Raw genomic sequence first — 19,728 nt, forward strand, 5'->3', positions numbered from 1 at the left:
ACTATTAGTATTTAATAAAGAATCTCATTAGTTCAAATTAGTATAAAAAACCGAACAACCAAAGCGGAATCATGTTTCCATCCCCTACTTCAGTCTTATCAACAGCATAATATAAATCAGGATTGTTTCTCACTTTCATGTTTTCTTCAATCCGGAAATTATATTTGGAATTCACTAAAAAGTGAGTATTTTTCACTCCTTCATTTAAAGTATTGTCCTTCAACAACTGATTATAGAAGAAGGATTCCCGCACAGCCCCCATATTCACCTCCATAGGACGAATCGGGTACATCAGATTCGAATTATACATATATACCTTAGCCGGTTTCTTCGGGAACGATTCTCCCACAGGGTAGAGCATATTCATCAAACGGGCATCTGTCAGGTATTTTATATAATTCATTACCGTTGCACGTGACGTTTCAATATCTTTACTCAACTGACTCACATTAGGAGTACAGGGAGCACTTGTTGCCAACAAATAAAGCAGTTTACGCAGTTTTGGCAAATAGCTTTGTTCTATTTGTTTTATATACAAGACATCTACCTCCAACATCATATTCATAGTTTTCAACAGGTTCTCCGAAAAATTACGTTTTTCCAAAAAGAACGGATAAAAACCATGATGCAAATAATCCTGAAAGTAAGCCATCGGTTTTGCAACCGAACAAATTTTTTTCGCTATATCCTGATGATTTTGCAGGATATCATCAAAAGTATACGCCGGAAATTCATTTCCCGACATTAAATTCAGAAACTCACGGAAGGAAAAACCACGCAGATTATAAGAAACAACTTTTCCTGACAAATCGGGATTTTCTTCTTTCAACCTCATTACAGAAGAACCAGAAAAAACGATTTTAAGATCAAGGAAATTATCATAACAGTAACGGAGCTCTTTCGACCAACCCGAATATTTAAACACCTGGTCTATAAGCAACACCTTACCTCCTTTTGCTCTAAACTCAGCAGCAAAATCTACCAGTGTACGTTCCGTAAAATAAAAATGATTCAAATTTATGTACAGACATTCTTTATTATCGGCGCCAAAATATTCACGGGCGTAATCCAGCAAAAATGTAGTTTTGCCTACACCGCGGGAACCCTTAATACCGATCAACCGGTCATCCCAGTTGATTTCATCCATCAATCCTCTACGTACCGGTGCCTGCAAATGTTCCACCAAATACTTATGTGTTTTAAAGAATGCTTCCACTTTTCCAGTTAATAGTTGACAAGTGACAGTTAACAATTTCCTGCAACTGTATCAAATTATAAACGTGGCAAAGATAATTAATCTTCTTAATATTGCAACACAGAGTTAGCAATTTTCACCATAAAATATTAATTCAAAACTATCACTTATCAACTATTATTTACTAAAAGATATTATTCAATGATTGTAACCCAGTTGTAGGTATCGGGTTCGTCACCGTATTGGATACCACGAAGTTTATTGTAAAGCTTTTCGCAAACAGGACCAGGCTTACCATCCTTGGATATTATATACGACTTATTCATGTCAATATCATCAATCTGAGAAATCGGAGCGATCACTGCAGCCGTTCCACATTCTGCAGCTTCTTCAAAAGTAGCGATTTCATCAAACGGAACCGGACGGCGTTCTACCTTCAGCCCCATATCTTCAGCTAATTGCTGCAAACTTTTATTTGTAATAGAGGGAAGAATAGAATTAGACTGCGGCGTGATATAACTATTTCCACGAATACCAAAGAAATTAGCGGGGCCACATTCATCCAGATACTTCTTTTCTTTTGGGTCCAGATATAACACTGCGGCATAGCCCAGTTCTTTTGCTTTTTCGCCGGCTACCAGACTGGCGGCATAGTTACCACCAACTTTAATCGTACCTGTTCCATGAGGCGCAGCACGGTCATAATCACGCATAATGCATACTTTTGAAGGCTTGAATCCACCTTTAAAGTAAGGACCTACAGGCGTAACAAATACCATAAACATATATTCTGGAGCTGGTTTTACTCCGACCTGGGCACCCAAACCTATCATCAGCGGACGAATATATAAAGCAGCACCGCTTTCATAGGGCGGAACAAAGCGTTCGTTTAATTTGACAACTTTACGTATAGCTTCTTCAAATTTCTCAACCGGAAGCTCAGCCATCTTAATGCCACGGCTTGAAGACTGCATACGTTTGGCATTTTCATCCATACGGAATACGCGGATTTTTCCATCCTTTCCTTTAAAAGCTTTCAAGCCTTCAAAAGATTCCTGTCCGTAATGTAAGCATGTAGCTGCCATGTGGATGTTTATAATCTCCGAAGAAGAAACTTCCAATTCCCCCCATTTTCCATCCCTGTAATAGCATCTTACATTATAATCCGTCTTCATATATCCGAAAGACAGATCAGACCAATTTATACTTTCCATATCTTACGTTATTAGATTATTGAACGCAAAGATATTAATAAAACTATAGAATGACACAAAAATACGTACAAAGATAAACATCTATAAACATAAGCCGTATCTCTATCTCAATTCTCTACAAACATGTATTAATGCCCCGTATACAAAAAAAAGTTGTACTTTTATTTCAATACTTCAATCAATTCTGGCATTAATAAAGAAACAGAATGTTCACATTGTGCAGTATAGAAATTCCCATCCGCAACAAAGGCATCATCCGTTGCTACACCATTCAGGATAGCTGGCTTAGCCAAAGGATGAACAGCCAATTTTCTGCCTTTATCCACTCCGGCTATTTCAAACATCAGTGCAGCAGCACAATGCCCAACCATTAACTTGCCCTTATCTGCAAACTCTTTAATTACTGCCAATAAATCTACATTATATGCTTCCGAAGCATGTTCTTTAAATACAGGCACTGCATCACCACATGAAAATACCAAAGCATCATAATCATCAGCATGACCTATTAAATTTTTTACAACATCATCAGCCTGGATCATTATACCAGAATTCGCACGTATGTTTTTTCCATCGGAAACTGCATACACTTTATATGGAATACCATTTTCGAAAAAAGATTCCAGATACTGAAACAAACCATATCCATTTACCGGATTAACTGCTAAAACTGCTACTTGCTTTGCCATAACATTATAAAATTAGATGAGACAATAGTTATTAATAGTAAGTTTATTACTTTTGTATCGCAAATATATACTGACTCTTTCATGCGAACAAGAAGGCACATAAAAGTCAGTCACTTACATTGAAGTAACTAATATTGAAACACAATCCATTAGAACAGGTTAAATTATGCAAAATTTTCACCCTACGGGATTTTGCCCGATCCGTGACATAATAAGCCGCCTCAGCAGTAAATGGGGTATGCTTATCCTGATTACTCTAAATGCCAACAATACGATGCGATTCAATGACATTCAAAAAAGTATCGGAGACATTTCACAACGTATGCTTACAGTTACTCTTCGTGCATTGGAAGCTGATGGATTAGTCAGCCGAACCATCTATGCGGAAGTTCCGCCACGTGTCGAATATAAACTTACCGAAAGAGGGAATAGTTTGATTCCTCTTTTAAAGAATCTTGTAGACTGGGCAATCGCAAATACCGACGCTATCCTGCAGGAACGGACAGACAAAAAATACGAAGAAACTGTTTGATTGTAAAAACAGGTAAGATTTATTACTTTTGCAACAAAATAAAACACAATATGAAAGTAATCGACTTGATAAAAAGCAGTAAAAGCACTGCCTTTTCTTTTGAAATACTACCTCCTTTAAAAGGAAATAGTATTCAAAAAGTTTACAACGTAATTGATAAACTCAGGGAATTTAATCCTAAATACATTAATATAACCTCCCATCACAGCGAATCCATATATAAAACATTATCGGATGGAAACCTCCAAAAGGTAAACATCCGTAAACGTCCCGGATCTGTAGCAATTGCGTCTGCCATACAATACAAATATGGAATTACAGCGGTGCCCCATATTATATGTAAAGGATTTACAAAAGATGAAACGGAATATGCTTTAATCGATCTCAACTTTCTGGGTGTTTACGATCTGTTATTATTGAGAGGAGACATAAAAACGTTAGATGCCGACCAAAAGACCAACCAATACCATGAACATGCTACCGATTTACAGAAGCAGGTAAACAATTTCAATAAAGGAATTGCCATAGACGGTTCGGCATTTGAAGCAAATGAAACTCCATTTTCGTATGGAATGGCATGCTATCCCGAAAAGCACGAAGAAGCCCCCAACATGGAATCTGACATCTTTTACCTGAAAGAGAAGGTTAAAAACGGAGCCGATTATCTGGTAACACAAATGTTTTTCGATAATGAAAAATATTATGCTTTCGTAGAACGCTGTCGCAAAGAGGGTATTACTGTTCCTATTATTCCGGGAATCAAGCCGATAGTATTCAAAAATCAACTGACCGTACTTCCTAAAATATTTCGTTCCGACATACCGGAAGCCTTTGCTTGCGAACTCCGCAAATGTAAAAACGATGAAGAAGCTAAAGAAGTTGGTGTTGAATGGTGTATTCAACAATGTAAAGACCTGATCGCACATGGTGTGCCGAGCCTCCATTTTTATACGATGATGGCTTCGGACAGTGTTCAAAAGATAGCAAAAGAAATATATTAAAAGAAAGGGCGTATTATATACATATCTATAATACGCCCTTTCCTGTTTGATTTTTATATGCTATCTTCTCAGTTTAATCCCAGTTGATAATTGGCCATAGCTGCAGCCATTTTAGTAATAGCCAAACCATTTATAAATAACGGATATTCATTTTTAATATCGATTTATGTTTTTATAAACTTAATTCTTATTTCATAGATAACCATTTTCGGGTATCGTTATTTCTCTTATTCAATGGTTCCACCCGTATATATCAACAAGATGGAAGCTTTCTTTTTCCTATGTATATTCATATATAAAAACAGTTGCTACCTTTCGTTTACATAACGCAAAGGCAGCAACTATCATTTTGTCATCAAAACATATTGTATAATATTTATTAATGCATAATATATTCGCAATAACCGCAATAAAAACCCACAAAATAATCAAATTATCAGAATTGTTCCAATATTTGGATGCGCTTCCCTATAGGTGGATGCGTAGCAAAAAGACCACTCAGGCCACTCAGAGCGCTCTCTGCCTGTTTACCCGGATGTTCTATAAAAAGTTGTGCAACATCTTCACGATGAACAGCTTCAATATCAGGGTCAGCTGAGATCTTCCTTAAAGCGCTAGCCAATGCACGAGGATTTTTAGTCATCTCTGCCGCACCGGCATCTGCCATGTATTCCCTTTTACGGGAAATTGCAAAGCGCATTAACATTGAAAAAAAATATCCCACCGCAGCAACCAACATTACCAAAACAATCACAATTGTTCCGTTCCCTTTTCCTTCCCTGTCCCGTGATGAGGTAAATGAAGAATAATAAACAGAGCGCATTGCTATCTGAGCCAACATGGCAAAAATTCCGACAAATACGATTGAAACAATAAGCAACCGTACATCCCGATTACGAATATGGGAAAGTTCATGGGCAATCACCGCTTCCAGTTCTTCATCATTTAACTTATCAATAATGCCCCGGGATAATGTTACAGTGTAGGTATTTTCATTAATTCCACTGGCAAAGGCATTCAAAGAATCGTCATCAATGATGTTCACTTTTGGCATTTTCATACCTTGAGCCATACATAGGTTCTCCACCAAATTATACACACGCTTATTATCCTTTCGTTCCAACGGACGAGAGCCGGTTGCCGAATTGATAATACTGGTATTTGCAAAATAAGCAATAATAAACCATAGCAAAACACCACCCAATACATACGGAGCAAAATGAATAAACATAGCCGTGGAATAACTCAACATTTGCGTCTGTGTCAGGCCATCATCATTATAAGCCAGTAAAAGCAATAAATAACAAAACGCATACAACAGCCCTATCACCAGACAGGGAAAAAGGAAAAGCAAAAGCATGGAACGAAAATTATTCTGCCTCTGCTGTGTATGTATACCAACGTATTGCATCCTTATCAAAACTTAATTTTCGGAGCCTCTTCCAACGTAGCACGCTGTTCACCTAAATCAAACATTGTTTCTTTATGGAAACCGAACATATTGGCAATAATATTGGACGGGAAAGTTTGGATTGCATTATTCAGTTCCTTTGTTGCCGAATTGAAATAACGTCTTACAGAAGACAATTTGTTTTCCAGGTCTGCAATCTCTTCCTGCAGTTGAAGGAAATTTTGATTTGCTTTCAGGTCGGGATAAGCCTCCAAAGTGATCTTCAAGCCGGAAAGTGCGGAAGTCAGCATATTATCTGCTGCAATTTTTTCATCAATTGTTTTTGCATTAACGGCTCCGTTACGAGCATTGATGACTCTTTCTAACGTTTCTTTTTCATGTGACGCATACCCTTTTACTGTTTCTACCAATTGCGGAATCAAATCATAACGTTGTTTTAACTGCACGTCGATATCAGCAAATGCATTCTCCCGGTTGTTTCTCAGCTTCACCAAAGAGTTATACAATGAAATTACCCAAATAACAATAACCGCAACAACAGCGATAATAATAATTGATGTCATAGATGTCAAAGTTTATAATTATACTTGTGGCAAACATACATAAAAAACAGATATTATTTCTACTTTTGTTCCATTACTAATTGAATATATCTAATTGTATCATGAAAAAATTAATCGTATCGGCTATATGCCTTTTAAGTGCTACTCTCATTTCAGCCCAAACACCGGAATATAAAGATTGGGCCAATTTCGGTAAATTTACAAAAGCGAACACAACCGTAGAGAAACCGGTGGCTGTATTTATGGGAAATTCCATTACTGAAGGATGGTGGAATAACAATCAGGCTTTTTTTACTTCCAACAATTATGCAAACAGAGGTATCGGAGGACAGGTAACATCCCAGATGTTGGTGCGATTCCGTCCTGACGTAATCAATCTTCATCCGAAAGTAGTAGTTATTCTTGCCGGTATAAATGACATTGCATATAATGATTATGCCGTACCATTAAAGAACACGTTCGAAAACATAGCTTCAATGGCCGATCTTGCCCGGGCAAACAATATTAAAGTTATCCTTTGCTCTACACTTCCGGCATACGAATTCCCTTGGCGTCCTGGTGTAAAGCCTGCTCCACTGGTAAAAGAATTAAACAATATGATTAAGGATTACGCAGATAAAACAGGGGCTATTTATCTGGACTATTATACTGCAATGGTTGATGAACGAGGAGGTCTTTCTGCCGAAAATGCGTCAGACGGAGTACACCCTACCACCAAGGGATACAAAATCATGGAACCGATGGTAAAAGCAGCTATTGAAAAAGCATTGAAATAAATTTCCGGACAAGAATTCACTTTTAGTAAAAAGATCCCGATGATTTTATAAAACCATCGGGATCTTTTTTATAAATGACCGGGATGATTTATTTATATCATAATAAAGGACACACAAATTATTTTTTCAAAAAAAACAGCAATACTATTTGCAGATTATTATACAATCTCTATATTTGCTGCCGTAACAAGAGAACAAAATGAAAACATTCATAGTAAATACATATTGGTGGTGGCGCTCCGTACAACTCAAAAGTTCGTAAGGGACGAAGCCTATATGTATATACCTGAATAGTACAAAATACAATAAAGAGGTCTGTCGCACTTGCGGCAGGCCTCTTTTCTTTTTATCACAAAAACATAAAAACAACAAAATAAAAGAATCAAAGATGAAAACGTATCAAGTAGACAAAAATGGTTACTACGGTGAATTTGGAGGAGCTTATGTCCCGGAAATCCTTCACCAATGCGTAAAAGATCTCCAGAATGCTTACCTCGAAGTATTGGATAGCGAAAGCTTCAAAGCTGAATACGATCAGTTGCTCCGCGATTACGTAGGCCGTCCTTCCCCCCTTTACCTTGCCAAGCGGTTAAGTAAAAAATACGGCTGCAAAATCTACCTCAAACGGGAAGACCTGAATCATACGGGCGCCCACAAGATAAACAACACAATCGGGCAAATCCTATTGGCACGCCGGATGGGCAAAACCCGTATCATTGCAGAAACAGGAGCCGGTCAGCATGGTGTTGCTACTGCCACTGTGTGCGCCCTGATGGACATGGAATGTATTGTGTACATGGGTAAAACGGACGTAGAACGTCAGCACGCTAATGTACAAAAAATGGAGATGCTCGGCGCAACTGTTATTCCCGTCACCTCCGGCAACATGACACTGAAAGACGCCACAAACGAAGCCATTCGCGACTGGTGTTGTCATCCCTCCGATACATATTACATCATCGGTTCTACTGTTGGTCCTCACCCCTATCCGGATATGGTTGCCCGCCTACAATCGGTTATCAGCGAAGAAATACGGAAACAGCTACAAGAAAAAGAAGGCCGGAATTATCCTGATTACCTGATTGCCTGTGTAGGCGGAGGAAGTAATGCAGCCGGAACCATCTACCACCATATTGATGACGAACGCGTAAAGATCGTACTTGCCGAAGCCGGAGGAAAAGGTATCCATTCGGGCATGAGTGCCGCTACCATCCAACTTGGCAAAAAGGGTATCATCCATGGCGCCCGTACCCTGGTGATGCAAAGCGAAGACGGCCAGATAGAAGAGCCTTACTCCATTTCCGCCGGTCTGGATTATCCCGGTATCGGACCAATTCATGCCAACCTGTCCGTCAGTCGCCGGGCAAAGATACTGGCCGTAGATGATGACGAGGCTTTAAAAGCCGCTTTCGAACTAACCGAACTTGAAGGCATTATCCCCGCATTGGAAAGCGCACATGCGCTGGGTGCTCTGCCTAAGGTTGATTTCAAAAAAGAAGACATTGTTGTACTGACAGTTTCAGGACGTGGAGACAAGGATATGGAGACATATATCAATTATAAAAACAACTAATTGAATATCATGTAAACTGGTATTAAATAACACCGTTATGAACTATAAATTTAAAACAATAAGCAAGCGTGTGATGGGCGACCTTCATACCCCCGTAAGCATCTATCTGAAAGTGCGGGATATATACCCGGAGTCGGCGCTATTGGAAAGCTCTGATTTTCATGGAAATGAAAACAGCCTTTCTTACATAGCTCTTTGCCCTTTGGCCAGTATTGGCATCAACAATGGCGAATGTACGGCGGTCTATCCTGACGGAAGTCGCAAAGTAAGTCCGATAACCGAAACGCATAACGTTGCAGATGCAATGAATGCCTTCCTGTCCAGTTTCAGCATAGAAGGAGCCGACCGGAAAGTTTGCGGTCTTTTTGGTTACACAGCCTTCGACGCCATACGCTATTTTGAGAATATCCCGGTCATGGAAGCGCACCACGAAGAAAATGATGCTCCCGACATGCTATACATATTATATAAGTATATACTGGTCTTCAATCATTTTAAAAACGAACTCGCCTTGGTGGAATTGGTTATTGATGGCGAAAAAGGCAACCTGCAGGAAATCGAGACACTGATCGAAAACCGTAACTACGCCTCCTACAATTTTCAATCTGTCGGTAAAGAAACCTCTCCCATCACAGACGACGAATACAAAACTATGGTGCGCCAGGGCATCCATCACTGCCTGCGTGGCGACGTTTTCCAAATCGTACTGAGCCGTCGCTTCGAGCAACCGTTTAAAGGGGATGATTTCAAGGTTTATCGTGCCCTGCGCAGTATCAATCCGTCACCTTATTTATTCTATTTTGATTTCGGAGGCTTCCGCATCTTCGGTTCTTCTCCGGAGACGCATTGCAAAGTAGCCGATGGACATGCCAGCATCGATCCGATTGCAGGAACAGCCTTCAGAACAGGAAATGTGGAAGTAGACCGCCAGCGTACCGAAGCGCTTCTGGCCGATCCGAAAGAGAATGCCGAGCATGTCATGCTGGTAGACCTTGCCCGAAACGATTTAAGCCGGAACGCACACGATGTACAAGTAGATTTCTATAAAGAGGTACAATATTACAGCCATGTAATCCACCTCGTATCACGTGTAAGCGGAGAGGTCGATCCGGAAAGTAACCCGGTGAAAACCTATATAGATACCTTTCCGGCCGGAACTTTGAGCGGTGCACCCAAAGTTCGTGCCATGCAGCTCATTACCGGGATAGAGAAACACAACCGCGGAGCTTACGGCGGCTGCATAGGATTTATCGGTATGGACGGCGATCTGAACCAAGCCATCACGATCCGCACTTTTGTGAGCCGCGGAAACGTCCTCTATTATCAGGCCGGCGCCGGCATAGTAGCCAAAAGCAATGACGAACGCGAACTGCAGGAGGTAAACAATAAGCTGGGAGCACTGAAAAAAGCAATCGACCTGGCCAATCAACTTATTAATTAACCGGAGGCTTGACAGAATTACACACAAATATAAATAAACAAATACAAGACAATGAAGATTCTTTTATTCGATAATTACGATTCCTTCACCTATAATCTGCTTCATATACTGAAGGAACTGGACGCCGATGTAGAGGTGTACCGCAACGACAAGATTGCACTGGACGAAGTAGAACGTTTCGACAAGATTCTCCTTTCACCCGGCCCCGGCATACCGGAAGAAGCCGGCATTCTGCTTCCTCTCATCCGCCGTTATGCGCCAACAAAAAGCATCCTGGGCGTCTGCCTTGGCGAGCAGGCCATCGGCGAAGCATTCGGTGCAAAGCTAATCAACCTGGCGAACGTACACCACGGCGTTTGCTCAGACATCCGTGTCATCGCCCCCGATCCCCTTTTTGCAGGACTCGAACCCGGATTTCGCGCCGGGCGTTACCATTCGTGGGTCGTTTCGCACGAAAACTTCCCCGATTGCCTTGAAGTCACTGCCGAGGATTGCGAAGAAGGACAAATCATGGCCCTGCGCCATCGGCGGTATGATGTCCGCGGCATACAATTTCATCCCGAATCCGTTCTTACCCCCAAAGGCAAGATCATTATAAGCAACTGGCTAAAAACATCATTTGCATGAAAGATATATTGTACAGATTGTTCGAACATCAGTATCTGGGTCGTGACGAGGCACGCAGAATACTTCAGAACATCGCCGGAGGAAGTTACAACGACTCCCAGATAGCCAGCCTCATCACCGTATTTCTGATGCGCAACATTTCCGTAGAAGAACTGACGGGTTTCAGGGAAGCATTACTCGAAATGCGAATTCCCATCGACCTTTCCGAGTACAAGCCTATCGACATAGTAGGTACGGGAGGCGACGGCAAGAACACATTCAACATCAGTACCTGTGCGTGTTTTGTAGTGGCAGGTGCAGGCTACAACGTAGTGAAGCACGGCAATTATGGAGCCACATCGGTAAGCGGAGCCAGCAATGTAATGGAACAGCACGGCGTTAAATTTACAAACGAAATCGAGCATCTGCGCCGTTCCATCGGCGAGTGCCGCATCGCCTACCTGCATGCCCCACTCTTCAACCCTGCCTTGAAGGCTGTAGCCTCCGTTCGCAAAAGCCTGGGCGTGCGTAGTTTTTTCAACATGTTGGGGCCGTTGGTAAATCCTGTGATTCCGACCTATCAACTGTTAGGAGTCTACAACCTGCCACTGTTAAGGCTCTACAACTACACGTATCAAGAGAGCGGGACGCATTTCGCCGTAGTACACAGTCTGGACGGGTACGATGAAATTTCGCTTACGGCTGAATTTAAGGTTGCCATGGCAGAGAAAGAAAAACTCTACACCCCCGAAATGCTCGGACTTACCCGATGCACGGAAGCCGATCTGGACGGAGGAGCAACCGTAGACGATGCCGCCCGTATTTTTGATGCAGTCCTTTCGGGAACCGCCACACCTGCACAAACCAATTGTGTAATAGCAAATGCTGCATTCGCCATACAAGTAATCTGTCCTGATAAAAAGATAGCGGATTGTCTCACGGAAGCAAAAGAGGCGCTTTTCAGCGGAAAAGCGTTAAAAACCTTCAAAAAGTTTGTATCACTGAATAGCTGATCGCCCTGGATTGCCAGACAGGAAAAGATGCAGTAACTCCTTTTACTTGCTGCACAAGCATAAAGATGCAGCTGCAAGCAAAAGATATAGAATAGAAATAAAACAGATTATGAAAGATATATTAAACGATATTATAGTCAACAAACGTCTGGAGGTGGCACAACATAAACAGGCTGTTCCACTACAAACGATGCTCGGCATGGCAAGCGACCGCCTCGACAGAGCGCCGCTCAGCATGCGGGCAGCGCTGGAGTCATCAGCTGGGATCATTGCGGAATTCAAACGAAAGAGTCCATCGAAGGGATGGTTGTTTCCGAAAGCTGACGCAGCGGTTGTCGTGCCTTCTTACGAGGAGGGTGGTGCTGCAGCATGCTCCATCCTGACAGATCATAATTTTTTTGGAGGTTCATTGGGTGATCTGCAAAAGGCGAGGCGCATATCCACGCTACCGTTGCTCAGGAAAGATTTCATTATTGATCCGTACCAACTATTTCAGGCCAGGGTAATGGGTGCCGATGCTGTTCTTCTGATTGCTGCCGCCCTCACCGTTGAAGAGTGCCGGCAATTAGCAGAGACGGCACACAGCCTGCAACTGGAAGTACTGCTCGAAGTGCACTCCGCCGAAGAACTGGATCACTTGAATGATTGCATCGACATGCTGGGAGTAAACAATCGTAACCTCGGAACCTTCCATACAGATGTGCAAAACTCCTTCCGTCTGACAGAGAAGTTACGCGAACATGCGGAAAAGGAAACGAAAGCACCATTGCTAGTTTCGGAAAGCGGACTATCGGATGCCGAAACGATTATACGGCTGCGCGAAGGTGGATTCCGCGGATTCCTCATGGGTGAAGCGTTTATGAAAACCGGAAATCCGGGTGAAGCATTAACCCGGCTAATCCAACAATTATCATGATCGTAAAAGTATGCGGCATGCGCGAGCCGGACAATATACGCGACGTTGCCAGGCTGAACGTGGACTGGATAGGCTTTATCTTCTACCCCAAATCGCCAAGACGATTTGAAGCAGTTGACAATCATCTTCAAGAATACCGCTTGCGCACCTGTCAACTGAAAAAGGTTGGTGTCTTTGTCAATGCTTCCGTTGAGACGATGATACAGACAGCTACCTCTTTCGGCCTGGACTACCTGCAACTGCACGGCAATGAAAGTCCGGACGATTGCTACACCCTTCAGAAACGGGGCTATGCCATTGTTAAAGCCATCCCCATAGCTTCCGCCGAAGATTTGGAGCAGACGGTAAAATACGAAGGACGTATTGACTATTTCCTTTTCGATACCAAATGCAATGTTTACGGAGGTAGCGGACAACAGTTCGACTGGAATATTCTATCAACCTATAAAGGTGAGACTCCTTTTCTACTGAGTGGTGGAATCAACCCGGACAGTATTGAAGGCATCCGCCATTTCCGCCATCCCCGGTTTATCGGCATAGACCTGAATAGCGGTTTTGAAACCCAACCCGGACTGAAAGACGTAGAAAAATTACGAACTTTCCTCTCCGCAATCAGAGAAGTCAAGAAATCTAAGAAGTCAAAGTAGTTAAGTAGTCAGAGTCGCTATTATTCTTAACTACTTGACTACTTAACTACTAATTAATATTATCAATATGAATCGCATCACAAACTTATTCAACACCAAAAAAGGCGGTATACTGTCCGTCTTTTTCACAGCCGGTTATCCCGGCCTCAACAATACGGCAGCCACCCTTCAAGCCCTTCAAAACAAAGGCATCGATATGGTGGAAGTAGGCATCCCTTTCTCTGACCCAATGGCCGATGGCCCCGTCATTCAGGAAGCAGCCACACAAGCGCTGCGAAACGGAATGACTCTCCGTCTGCTCTTTCAACAATTAAAAGAAATACATCATGATATACATATTCCTGTAATTCTGATGGGGTACCTCAACCCTATCATGCAATACGGATTTGAGGCTTTTTGCCAAAGTTGTGCAGATGCAGGTGTATCCGGTGTTATCATTCCCGACCTTCCATATGCCGACTATATGGAAGATTACAAACCCATAGCCGACCGTTACGATCTAAAAGTCATCATGCTCATTACCCCCGAAACCTCCGAAGAACGCATACGTCTCATTGACGCTCATACCAGCGGATTTATCTACATGGTATCAAGCGCTGCCGTCACCGGGGCACAAAAAGATTTCGATGAAAAAAAGCAAGCCTATTTCCGCCGCATCAATGCAATGGGATTGCACAACCCACGGCTGATCGGTTTCGGCATCAGCAATAAAGCTACTTACGAAGCAGCCGTAGCCAATTCATCGGGCACTATCATCGGCAGTAAGTTTGTACAACTGCTAAAAAGCGAAGCTACACCTGCGGAAGCAGTCGATAAGTTACTGGAAGCTCTGAAACAATAGCAATCTTCGTGATGTTTTATTCATAAATTAAAATCCGAAAAGATGAACAATTTCACATTTCACAATCCAACCCGCCTGATTTTCGGCAAGGGTATGATCGAAAAGTTAACAACGGCCATTCCAGCCGTCCACCACATCATGGTAACGTTTGGAGGAGGAAGCATAAAGAAAAACGGAGTATACGATCAGGTAATCAGAGCCCTTAAAGGCCGTGATATTGTAGAATTCTGGGGTATCGAACCTAATCCGACCATCGAAACTCTCCGCAAAGCTATCGAGTTGGGAAAAGGGAAGCAGATAGACTTCCTGGTTGCTGTTGGCGGTGGCTCAGTTATAGACGGAACCAAACTGATTTCTGCCGGGCTGAATTATAACGGAGATGCCTGGGACCTCGTAAAAAAAGGTTCTTATTACGATTGTATTCCAATGGGAACTGTCCTCACCCTGCCCGCCACTGGTTCGGAAATGAATAACGGGGCTGTAATTTCCTGCAAGGAGACACAAGAAAAATACCCATTTTACAGCGACTATCCGGTATTCTCCATACTTGACCCGGAGACGACTTTCTCATTACCTTCTTTCCAGATAGCCTGCGGAATTGCCGACACTTTTGTACATGTGATGGAGCAATATATGACAACCACCGGACAATCCCGGCTGATGGATCGCTGGGCGGAAGGAATACTAGATACTCTCGTTGAAATAGCCCCTCAAATCAAAAATGATCCCAAGAATTACAATCTGATGGCCGATTTTATGCTGTCTGCAACAATGGGATTAAACGGTTTCATATCTATGGGAGTATCGCAGGACTGGGCAACTCACATGATCGGGCATGAACTGACAGCACTCCATGGCCTGACCCACGGCGCTACACTGGCAATTGTTTTTCCCGGAACCCTTCGCACCCTCCGTGACCAGAAAAAAGACAAGATTCTCCAATACGGTGAACGTGTCTGGGGCATCAACTATGGTTCGGCCAACGAACGAATAGACAAGGCAATAGAAAAAACAGAACAGTTCTTCCGTAGTCTCGGATTACAAACCCGTTTATCAGAAGTAAACATCGGTGACGAAACAATTACCGAAATAGAACATCGTTTCAACAAACGCGGTGTTGCTTTTGGCGAATGTCAGAATGTAGACGGAAAGACAGCAAGGGCTATTCTTGAAAACTGTAAATAAATGAAGCTTACTTAATACGAAAACAGGGAGGTGTAAAAATCACCTCCCTGTTTTTTACTGCAAACTGGCACGCACCCTGCTGAGCGTTTCCGGCGTCATAAGAAGATAGGAAGCAATGTGAGACAATGGTGCACGCTGTATGATTTCGGGATGTTCTTTCAACAAACGGTTATAACGCTCGTTAGCCGTTTCAAAACGGAATGAGTCTGTTTTCCGCTGTGATAAAATGAGAGAATCTTCCAACAAGCCACGATAAATGACTTCGATCTCATAATTTTCAGAAGCTAATTTCAATAATGGATCATGAGGAATCCCATACAAAACTGTATTTTCCAGAGCTTCTACCATCAAATGCGCCGGACGCTGACGAAGAAAGCTTTCAATACAGATAAAAATACTATGCTCACATGCAAAATGTTCTGTCAGATCTTTCTTGTTTTTAAAATAAAACTGGCGGATCATGCCTTTCTCTACATATCCTATCTGTTTACAGATTTCCCCTTCATTCAGGAATATTGTATTTTTCTTCAGGTCTGTACGGATTAATATAGAGGCCAACTTATCTACAGCTTCTTCAGTTATTTGAAACGGAGGATACGATAGCTCTACAATCTTATGTGCTATATCTCTTTGGGAATTCATTCAAAGTCGTTTTTAATCAACGCAAAGATAGAAATTAATTGATATATCCAAACATAGAAAAAGTTCATCAAAACTTATATCAACTATTTATATTCCTGCCAGCTTTTAATCTGAATATCGTCTATACTTAATGTACAGAAGGCTTCGATAAAAGCGCTTGCCAGACGGGCATTCGTGATAAGCGGAATATTCAGGTCTGTAGCAGCACGACGTATCTTATAACCGTTATCCAACTCACCGGCAGAAAGATCACGGGGTATGTTCACCACCATATCAATCTTCTTTTCATGCAACATGGTAAGTGCCTGCGGCTCGCCTTGCTCACTCGGCCAGTACACCTGAGTACAGGGTATATTGTTTTCTGTCAGGAAACGATATGTACCTCCGGTAGCATAAAGGTTATAGCCTTTCGCCGCTAACATCTTTGCCGCATCAAGCATTGCCACTTTCTGTTTCGGCGTACCGGTAGAAAGTAGAATGTTCTTTGCCGGAATACGGTAACCGACCGAAAGCATACTCTTCAAAACGGCCTCGGATAGATCATCACCTATACAACCCACCTCACCGGTAGAGGCCATATCCACACCTAATACAGGGTCAGCTTTTTGCAAACGGTTAAAGGAGAACTGGGAAGCTTTGATACCTACATAATCCAGGTCAAATTCATTCTTATTAGGTTTTTCGACAGGCAATCCCAACATAATGCGGGTAGCCAGTTCGATAAAGTTTATCTTCAACACCTTGCTCACAAAGGGGAAGCTTCGGGAAGCACGGAGATTACACTCTATCACCTTTATCTCATTGCCCTTGGCCAAATACTGAATATTGAACGGGCCGGAGATATTCAGTTCTTTTGCAATCTGCTTGCTGATGCGTTTGATACGACGGACTGTTTCCACATACAGTTTTTGTGCAGGGAACTGAATAGTTGCATCGCCGGAATGGACACCCGCAAACTCGATATGTTCGCTGATTGCATACATGACAATCTCACCTTTATCGGCAACAGCATCCATTTCCACCTCCTTGGCATGTTCGATAAACTGGCTCACTACAACCGGGTGTTTTTTCGACACATTGGCGGCCAGCTTGAGGAAGCGTTCCAACTCGTCCTGATTAGAACAAACATTCATAGCAGCACCACTCAGTACATAGCTCGGACGAACCAATACAGGAAACCCGACTTCATCCACAAAAGCATGGATGTCTTCCATCGAAGAAAGCTCCTTCCAGCGGGGCTGGTCTACACCGATCCGGTCAAGCATGGCAGAGAACTTTTCACGGTCTTCGGCATTATCGATACTCTTTGCAGAAGTTCCGAGGATATTGACATGTTGTTCATCCAAACGCATAGCCAAATTATTTGGTATCTGACCTCCGGTAGAGACAATCACGCCGTGCGGATTTTCCAATTCGAGAATATCCATCACACGTTCGAAAGTCAGTTCGTCAAAGTAAAGGCGATCACACATATCATAGTCTGTCGACACGGTTTCAGGATTATAGTTGATCATAACAGAGCGCCAACCTTCCTTGCGGATCGTATTCAACGCCTGCACTCCACACCAATCAAACTCGACTGAACTGCCGATACGGTATGCACCGGAGCCCAGCACAACTATCGAACGGCGGTCGCCGACATATTGCACATCATTCTCTGTTCCGCTGTAAGTCAGGTACAGGTAGTTAGTCTGAGCCGGATATTCGGCAGCCAACGTGTCGATTTGTTTTACAACAGGCAGTATGTTATGTTCTTTACGGAATTGACGCACCTGCATCATTCCTTTTTCTATATCATCATCCAAACCAAGAGCCCGTGCAATCTGGAAGTCCGAGAAACCTTGAACCTTCGCCCGGCGAATCAAGGCCGGGTCTAACCGCCAACGTTGTATTCCTTTCATATCAAATGCCCGCAGTTCTTTATCGGTTTGCATAATACCATACAGCTTTTGCAGGAACCAGCGGTCTATCCGGGTAAGCTCATGTATCTGGTCTACAGTATAACCGGCACGGAAAGCCTTCGAGATAACAAAAATGCGGGAGTCGGTCGGTTCGTGCAAAGCTTTATCTATATCCGGTATGACCAGTTCTTTATTCTCTACAAAACCGTGCATTCCCTGTCCAATCATACGAAGACCTTTTTGAATGGCTTCCTCAAACGTACGTCCGATAGCCATCACCTCGCCTACCGACTTCATGCTGCTGCCTAGTTCACGGGCTACGCCGTGGAATTTCCCCAAATCCCAACGCGGAATTTTACAAACCACATAGTCCAGAGCCGGTTCGAAGAAAGCGCTCGTAGTCTTCGTCACCGAATTCTTCAAATCAAACAAACCATAACCCAGCCCCAACTTGGCAGCGACAAATGCCAGCGGATAACCAGTTGCCTTTGATGCCAATGCCGACGAACGGCTCAAGCGGGCATTTACCTCAATCACCCGGTAATCTTCACTTTCCGGATCGAAAGCATATTGCACATTACATTCTCCTACAATGCCGATATGGCGAATGATGCGGATTGCCAGCTCACGGAGCTTATGATACTCGCTATTAGTAAGCGTTTGCGAAGGAGCTATCACAATCGATTCACCTGTATGGATGCCAAGCGGATCGAAGTTTTCCATGTTGCAGACAGTGATACAGTTGTCGAAGCGGTCGCGCACCACCTCGTATTCCACCTCTTTCCACCCCTTCAAACTCTTTTCTACCAATACTTGCGGGGAGAAAGAAAAGGCTTTTTCCGCCAGTACATCCAGCTCTTCTTCATTATCGCAAAAGCCAGAACCAAGTCCACCCAACGCATATGCTGCGCGGATGATAACCGGATATCCCAGTTCTTTGGCTGCACGGCGGGCATCAACGATATTATCTACCGCTTCACTTTTTATAGTCTTCACACCGATTTCGTCCAACTTACGGACAAACAGTTCGCGGTCTTCCGTATCCATGATAGCCTGCACCGGCGTTCCTAATACGCGCACATCATATTTCTCCAATACTCCACTCTGATACAAAACCACACCGCAATTCAGTGCCGTTTGCCCTCCAAAGGCCAATAAAATACCGTCAGGACGCTCCTTGGCAATTACCTTTTCTACAAAAAAAGGAGTGACAGGCAGGAAGTAAACCGTATCGGCAACCCCTTCGGACGTTTGCACCGTAGCAATATTAGGATTGATGAGCACCGTATGAATACCCTCTTCTTTGATAGCCTTCAATGCCTGGCTGCCCGAATAGTCGAACTCGCCGGCTTCACCTATCTTAAGTGCGCCGGAACCTAGTACCAGGACTTTCTTTATATTTTCTTTCATTGTATTATTATCTTTTCTTTATTAATGCCAATCCGTAATGTAAGAAGCAAAGTAGTTAAAAACAACAGGCTATTTCTACCCGGCTACTAAGTCACCCTAAACTTCCGACATGTATGCGAAGCCCTACAATTTAATTACAGATGTAGCTGCGGTTAAATTTGAGCTTCTCGCA

The 19,728-nt window shown here is 42.9% G+C and carries 18 protein-coding genes; 11 read left to right on the top strand and 7 right to left on the bottom strand.

Annotation, left to right across the window (positions count from 1 at the left end; all coding sequences use genetic code 11):
- Positions 1-37: 37 nt before the first annotated feature.
- The 3 genes from ACYIB7_RS09410 to ACYIB7_RS09420 form a co-directional block, all read right to left on the bottom strand.
- Positions 38-1,216, bottom strand: a complete 1,179-nt coding sequence (locus ACYIB7_RS09410; RefSeq protein WP_099465488.1) for an ATP-binding protein — start codon at positions 1,214-1,216, stop codon at positions 38-40.
- A 173-nt stretch (positions 1,217-1,389) separates the two neighbouring features.
- The gene (locus ACYIB7_RS09415) at positions 1,390-2,409 is read right to left on the bottom strand and encodes a branched-chain amino acid aminotransferase (RefSeq protein ID WP_480336864.1); all 1,020 of its coding nucleotides are present in this window, start codon (positions 2,407-2,409) and stop codon (positions 1,390-1,392) included.
- 161 nt (positions 2,410-2,570) lie between these two features.
- Complete coding sequence (locus ACYIB7_RS09420) at positions 2,571-3,098, bottom strand: DJ-1/PfpI family protein (RefSeq protein WP_103982123.1); 528 nt, start codon at positions 3,096-3,098, stop codon at positions 2,571-2,573.
- Positions 3,099-3,264: 166 nt separating this feature from the next.
- Between ACYIB7_RS09420 and ACYIB7_RS09425 the strand changes: the two genes are divergently transcribed.
- Together ACYIB7_RS09425 and metF are read left to right on the top strand one after the other, a co-directional pair.
- Positions 3,265-3,630: a winged helix-turn-helix transcriptional regulator gene (locus ACYIB7_RS09425; RefSeq protein ID WP_103982124.1), complete on the top strand. Its 366-nt coding sequence runs from the start codon at positions 3,265-3,267 to the stop codon at positions 3,628-3,630.
- 50 nt (positions 3,631-3,680) lie between these two features.
- On the top strand, positions 3,681-4,631 hold the full coding sequence (metF, locus tag ACYIB7_RS09430; RefSeq protein WP_099465508.1) for a methylenetetrahydrofolate reductase [NAD(P)H]: 951 nt from the start codon (positions 3,681-3,683) through the stop codon (positions 4,629-4,631).
- A gap of 436 nt (positions 4,632-5,067) precedes the next feature.
- On the opposite strand, the gene ACYIB7_RS09435 is transcribed toward metF, so the two are convergent.
- Both ACYIB7_RS09435 and ACYIB7_RS09440 read right to left on the bottom strand, forming a co-directional pair.
- Positions 5,068-6,042, bottom strand: coding sequence for a M48 family metallopeptidase (locus ACYIB7_RS09435; RefSeq protein ID WP_103982125.1), 975 nt, complete (start codon positions 6,040-6,042; stop codon positions 5,068-5,070).
- Between the two features lie 5 nt (positions 6,043-6,047).
- Positions 6,048-6,605 (bottom strand): LemA family protein, encoded by a 558-nt coding sequence (locus ACYIB7_RS09440; protein WP_099465256.1) that lies wholly within the window; start codon positions 6,603-6,605, stop codon positions 6,048-6,050.
- Between the two features lie 101 nt (positions 6,606-6,706).
- Between ACYIB7_RS09440 and ACYIB7_RS09445 the strand changes: the two genes are divergently transcribed.
- From ACYIB7_RS09445 to ACYIB7_RS09485, 9 genes are all read left to right on the top strand, one after another.
- Complete coding sequence (locus ACYIB7_RS09445) at positions 6,707-7,381, top strand: SGNH/GDSL hydrolase family protein (RefSeq protein WP_103982126.1); 675 nt, start codon at positions 6,707-6,709, stop codon at positions 7,379-7,381.
- Positions 7,382-7,769: 388 nt separating this feature from the next.
- Positions 7,770-8,954, top strand: a complete 1,185-nt coding sequence (trpB, locus tag ACYIB7_RS09450; protein ID WP_480336867.1) for a tryptophan synthase subunit beta — start codon at positions 7,770-7,772, stop codon at positions 8,952-8,954.
- A 37-nt stretch (positions 8,955-8,991) separates the two neighbouring features.
- Complete coding sequence (locus tag ACYIB7_RS09455) at positions 8,992-10,395, top strand: anthranilate synthase component I family protein (RefSeq protein ID WP_103982128.1); 1,404 nt, start codon at positions 8,992-8,994, stop codon at positions 10,393-10,395.
- A gap of 51 nt (positions 10,396-10,446) precedes the next feature.
- The gene (locus tag ACYIB7_RS09460) at positions 10,447-11,022 is read left to right on the top strand and encodes an anthranilate synthase component II (RefSeq protein WP_103982129.1); all 576 of its coding nucleotides are present in this window, start codon (positions 10,447-10,449) and stop codon (positions 11,020-11,022) included.
- On the top strand, positions 11,019-12,014 hold the full coding sequence (trpD, locus tag ACYIB7_RS09465) for an anthranilate phosphoribosyltransferase (protein ID WP_103982130.1): 996 nt from the start codon (positions 11,019-11,021) through the stop codon (positions 12,012-12,014). Before ACYIB7_RS09460 ends, trpD begins: the two co-directional genes overlap by 4 nt.
- A 106-nt stretch (positions 12,015-12,120) precedes the next feature.
- On the top strand, positions 12,121-12,930 hold the full coding sequence (trpC, locus tag ACYIB7_RS09470; RefSeq protein WP_480338470.1) for an indole-3-glycerol phosphate synthase TrpC: 810 nt from the start codon (positions 12,121-12,123) through the stop codon (positions 12,928-12,930).
- Positions 12,927-13,577 (top strand): phosphoribosylanthranilate isomerase, encoded by a 651-nt coding sequence (locus ACYIB7_RS09475; RefSeq protein WP_103982131.1) that lies wholly within the window; start codon positions 12,927-12,929, stop codon positions 13,575-13,577. The genes trpC and ACYIB7_RS09475 overlap by 4 nt, the downstream gene beginning before the upstream one ends.
- A 67-nt stretch (positions 13,578-13,644) precedes the next feature.
- Positions 13,645-14,418, top strand: a complete 774-nt coding sequence (gene trpA / locus ACYIB7_RS09480; RefSeq protein ID WP_103982132.1) for a tryptophan synthase subunit alpha — start codon at positions 13,645-13,647, stop codon at positions 14,416-14,418.
- A 42-nt stretch (positions 14,419-14,460) separates the two neighbouring features.
- Positions 14,461-15,603, top strand: a complete 1,143-nt coding sequence (locus ACYIB7_RS09485; RefSeq protein ID WP_103982133.1) for an iron-containing alcohol dehydrogenase — start codon at positions 14,461-14,463, stop codon at positions 15,601-15,603.
- A gap of 54 nt (positions 15,604-15,657) precedes the next feature.
- On the opposite strand, the gene ACYIB7_RS09490 is transcribed toward ACYIB7_RS09485, so the two are convergent.
- Entirely contained in the window at positions 15,658-16,245 is a 588-nt protein-coding gene (locus ACYIB7_RS09490; RefSeq protein WP_103982134.1) for a Crp/Fnr family transcriptional regulator, read from the bottom strand.
- Positions 16,246-16,328: 83 nt separating this feature from the next.
- Positions 16,329-19,556 carry a carbamoyl-phosphate synthase (glutamine-hydrolyzing) large subunit gene (carB, locus tag ACYIB7_RS09495; protein ID WP_480336871.1) on the bottom strand — a complete coding sequence of 1,076 codons (3,228 nt, stop codon included), beginning with the start codon at positions 19,554-19,556 and terminating at the stop codon, positions 16,329-16,331.
- Positions 19,557-19,728 lie beyond the last annotated feature (172 nt).

It is taken from the genome of Parabacteroides sp. KHUB-03, from assembly GCF_056640975.1.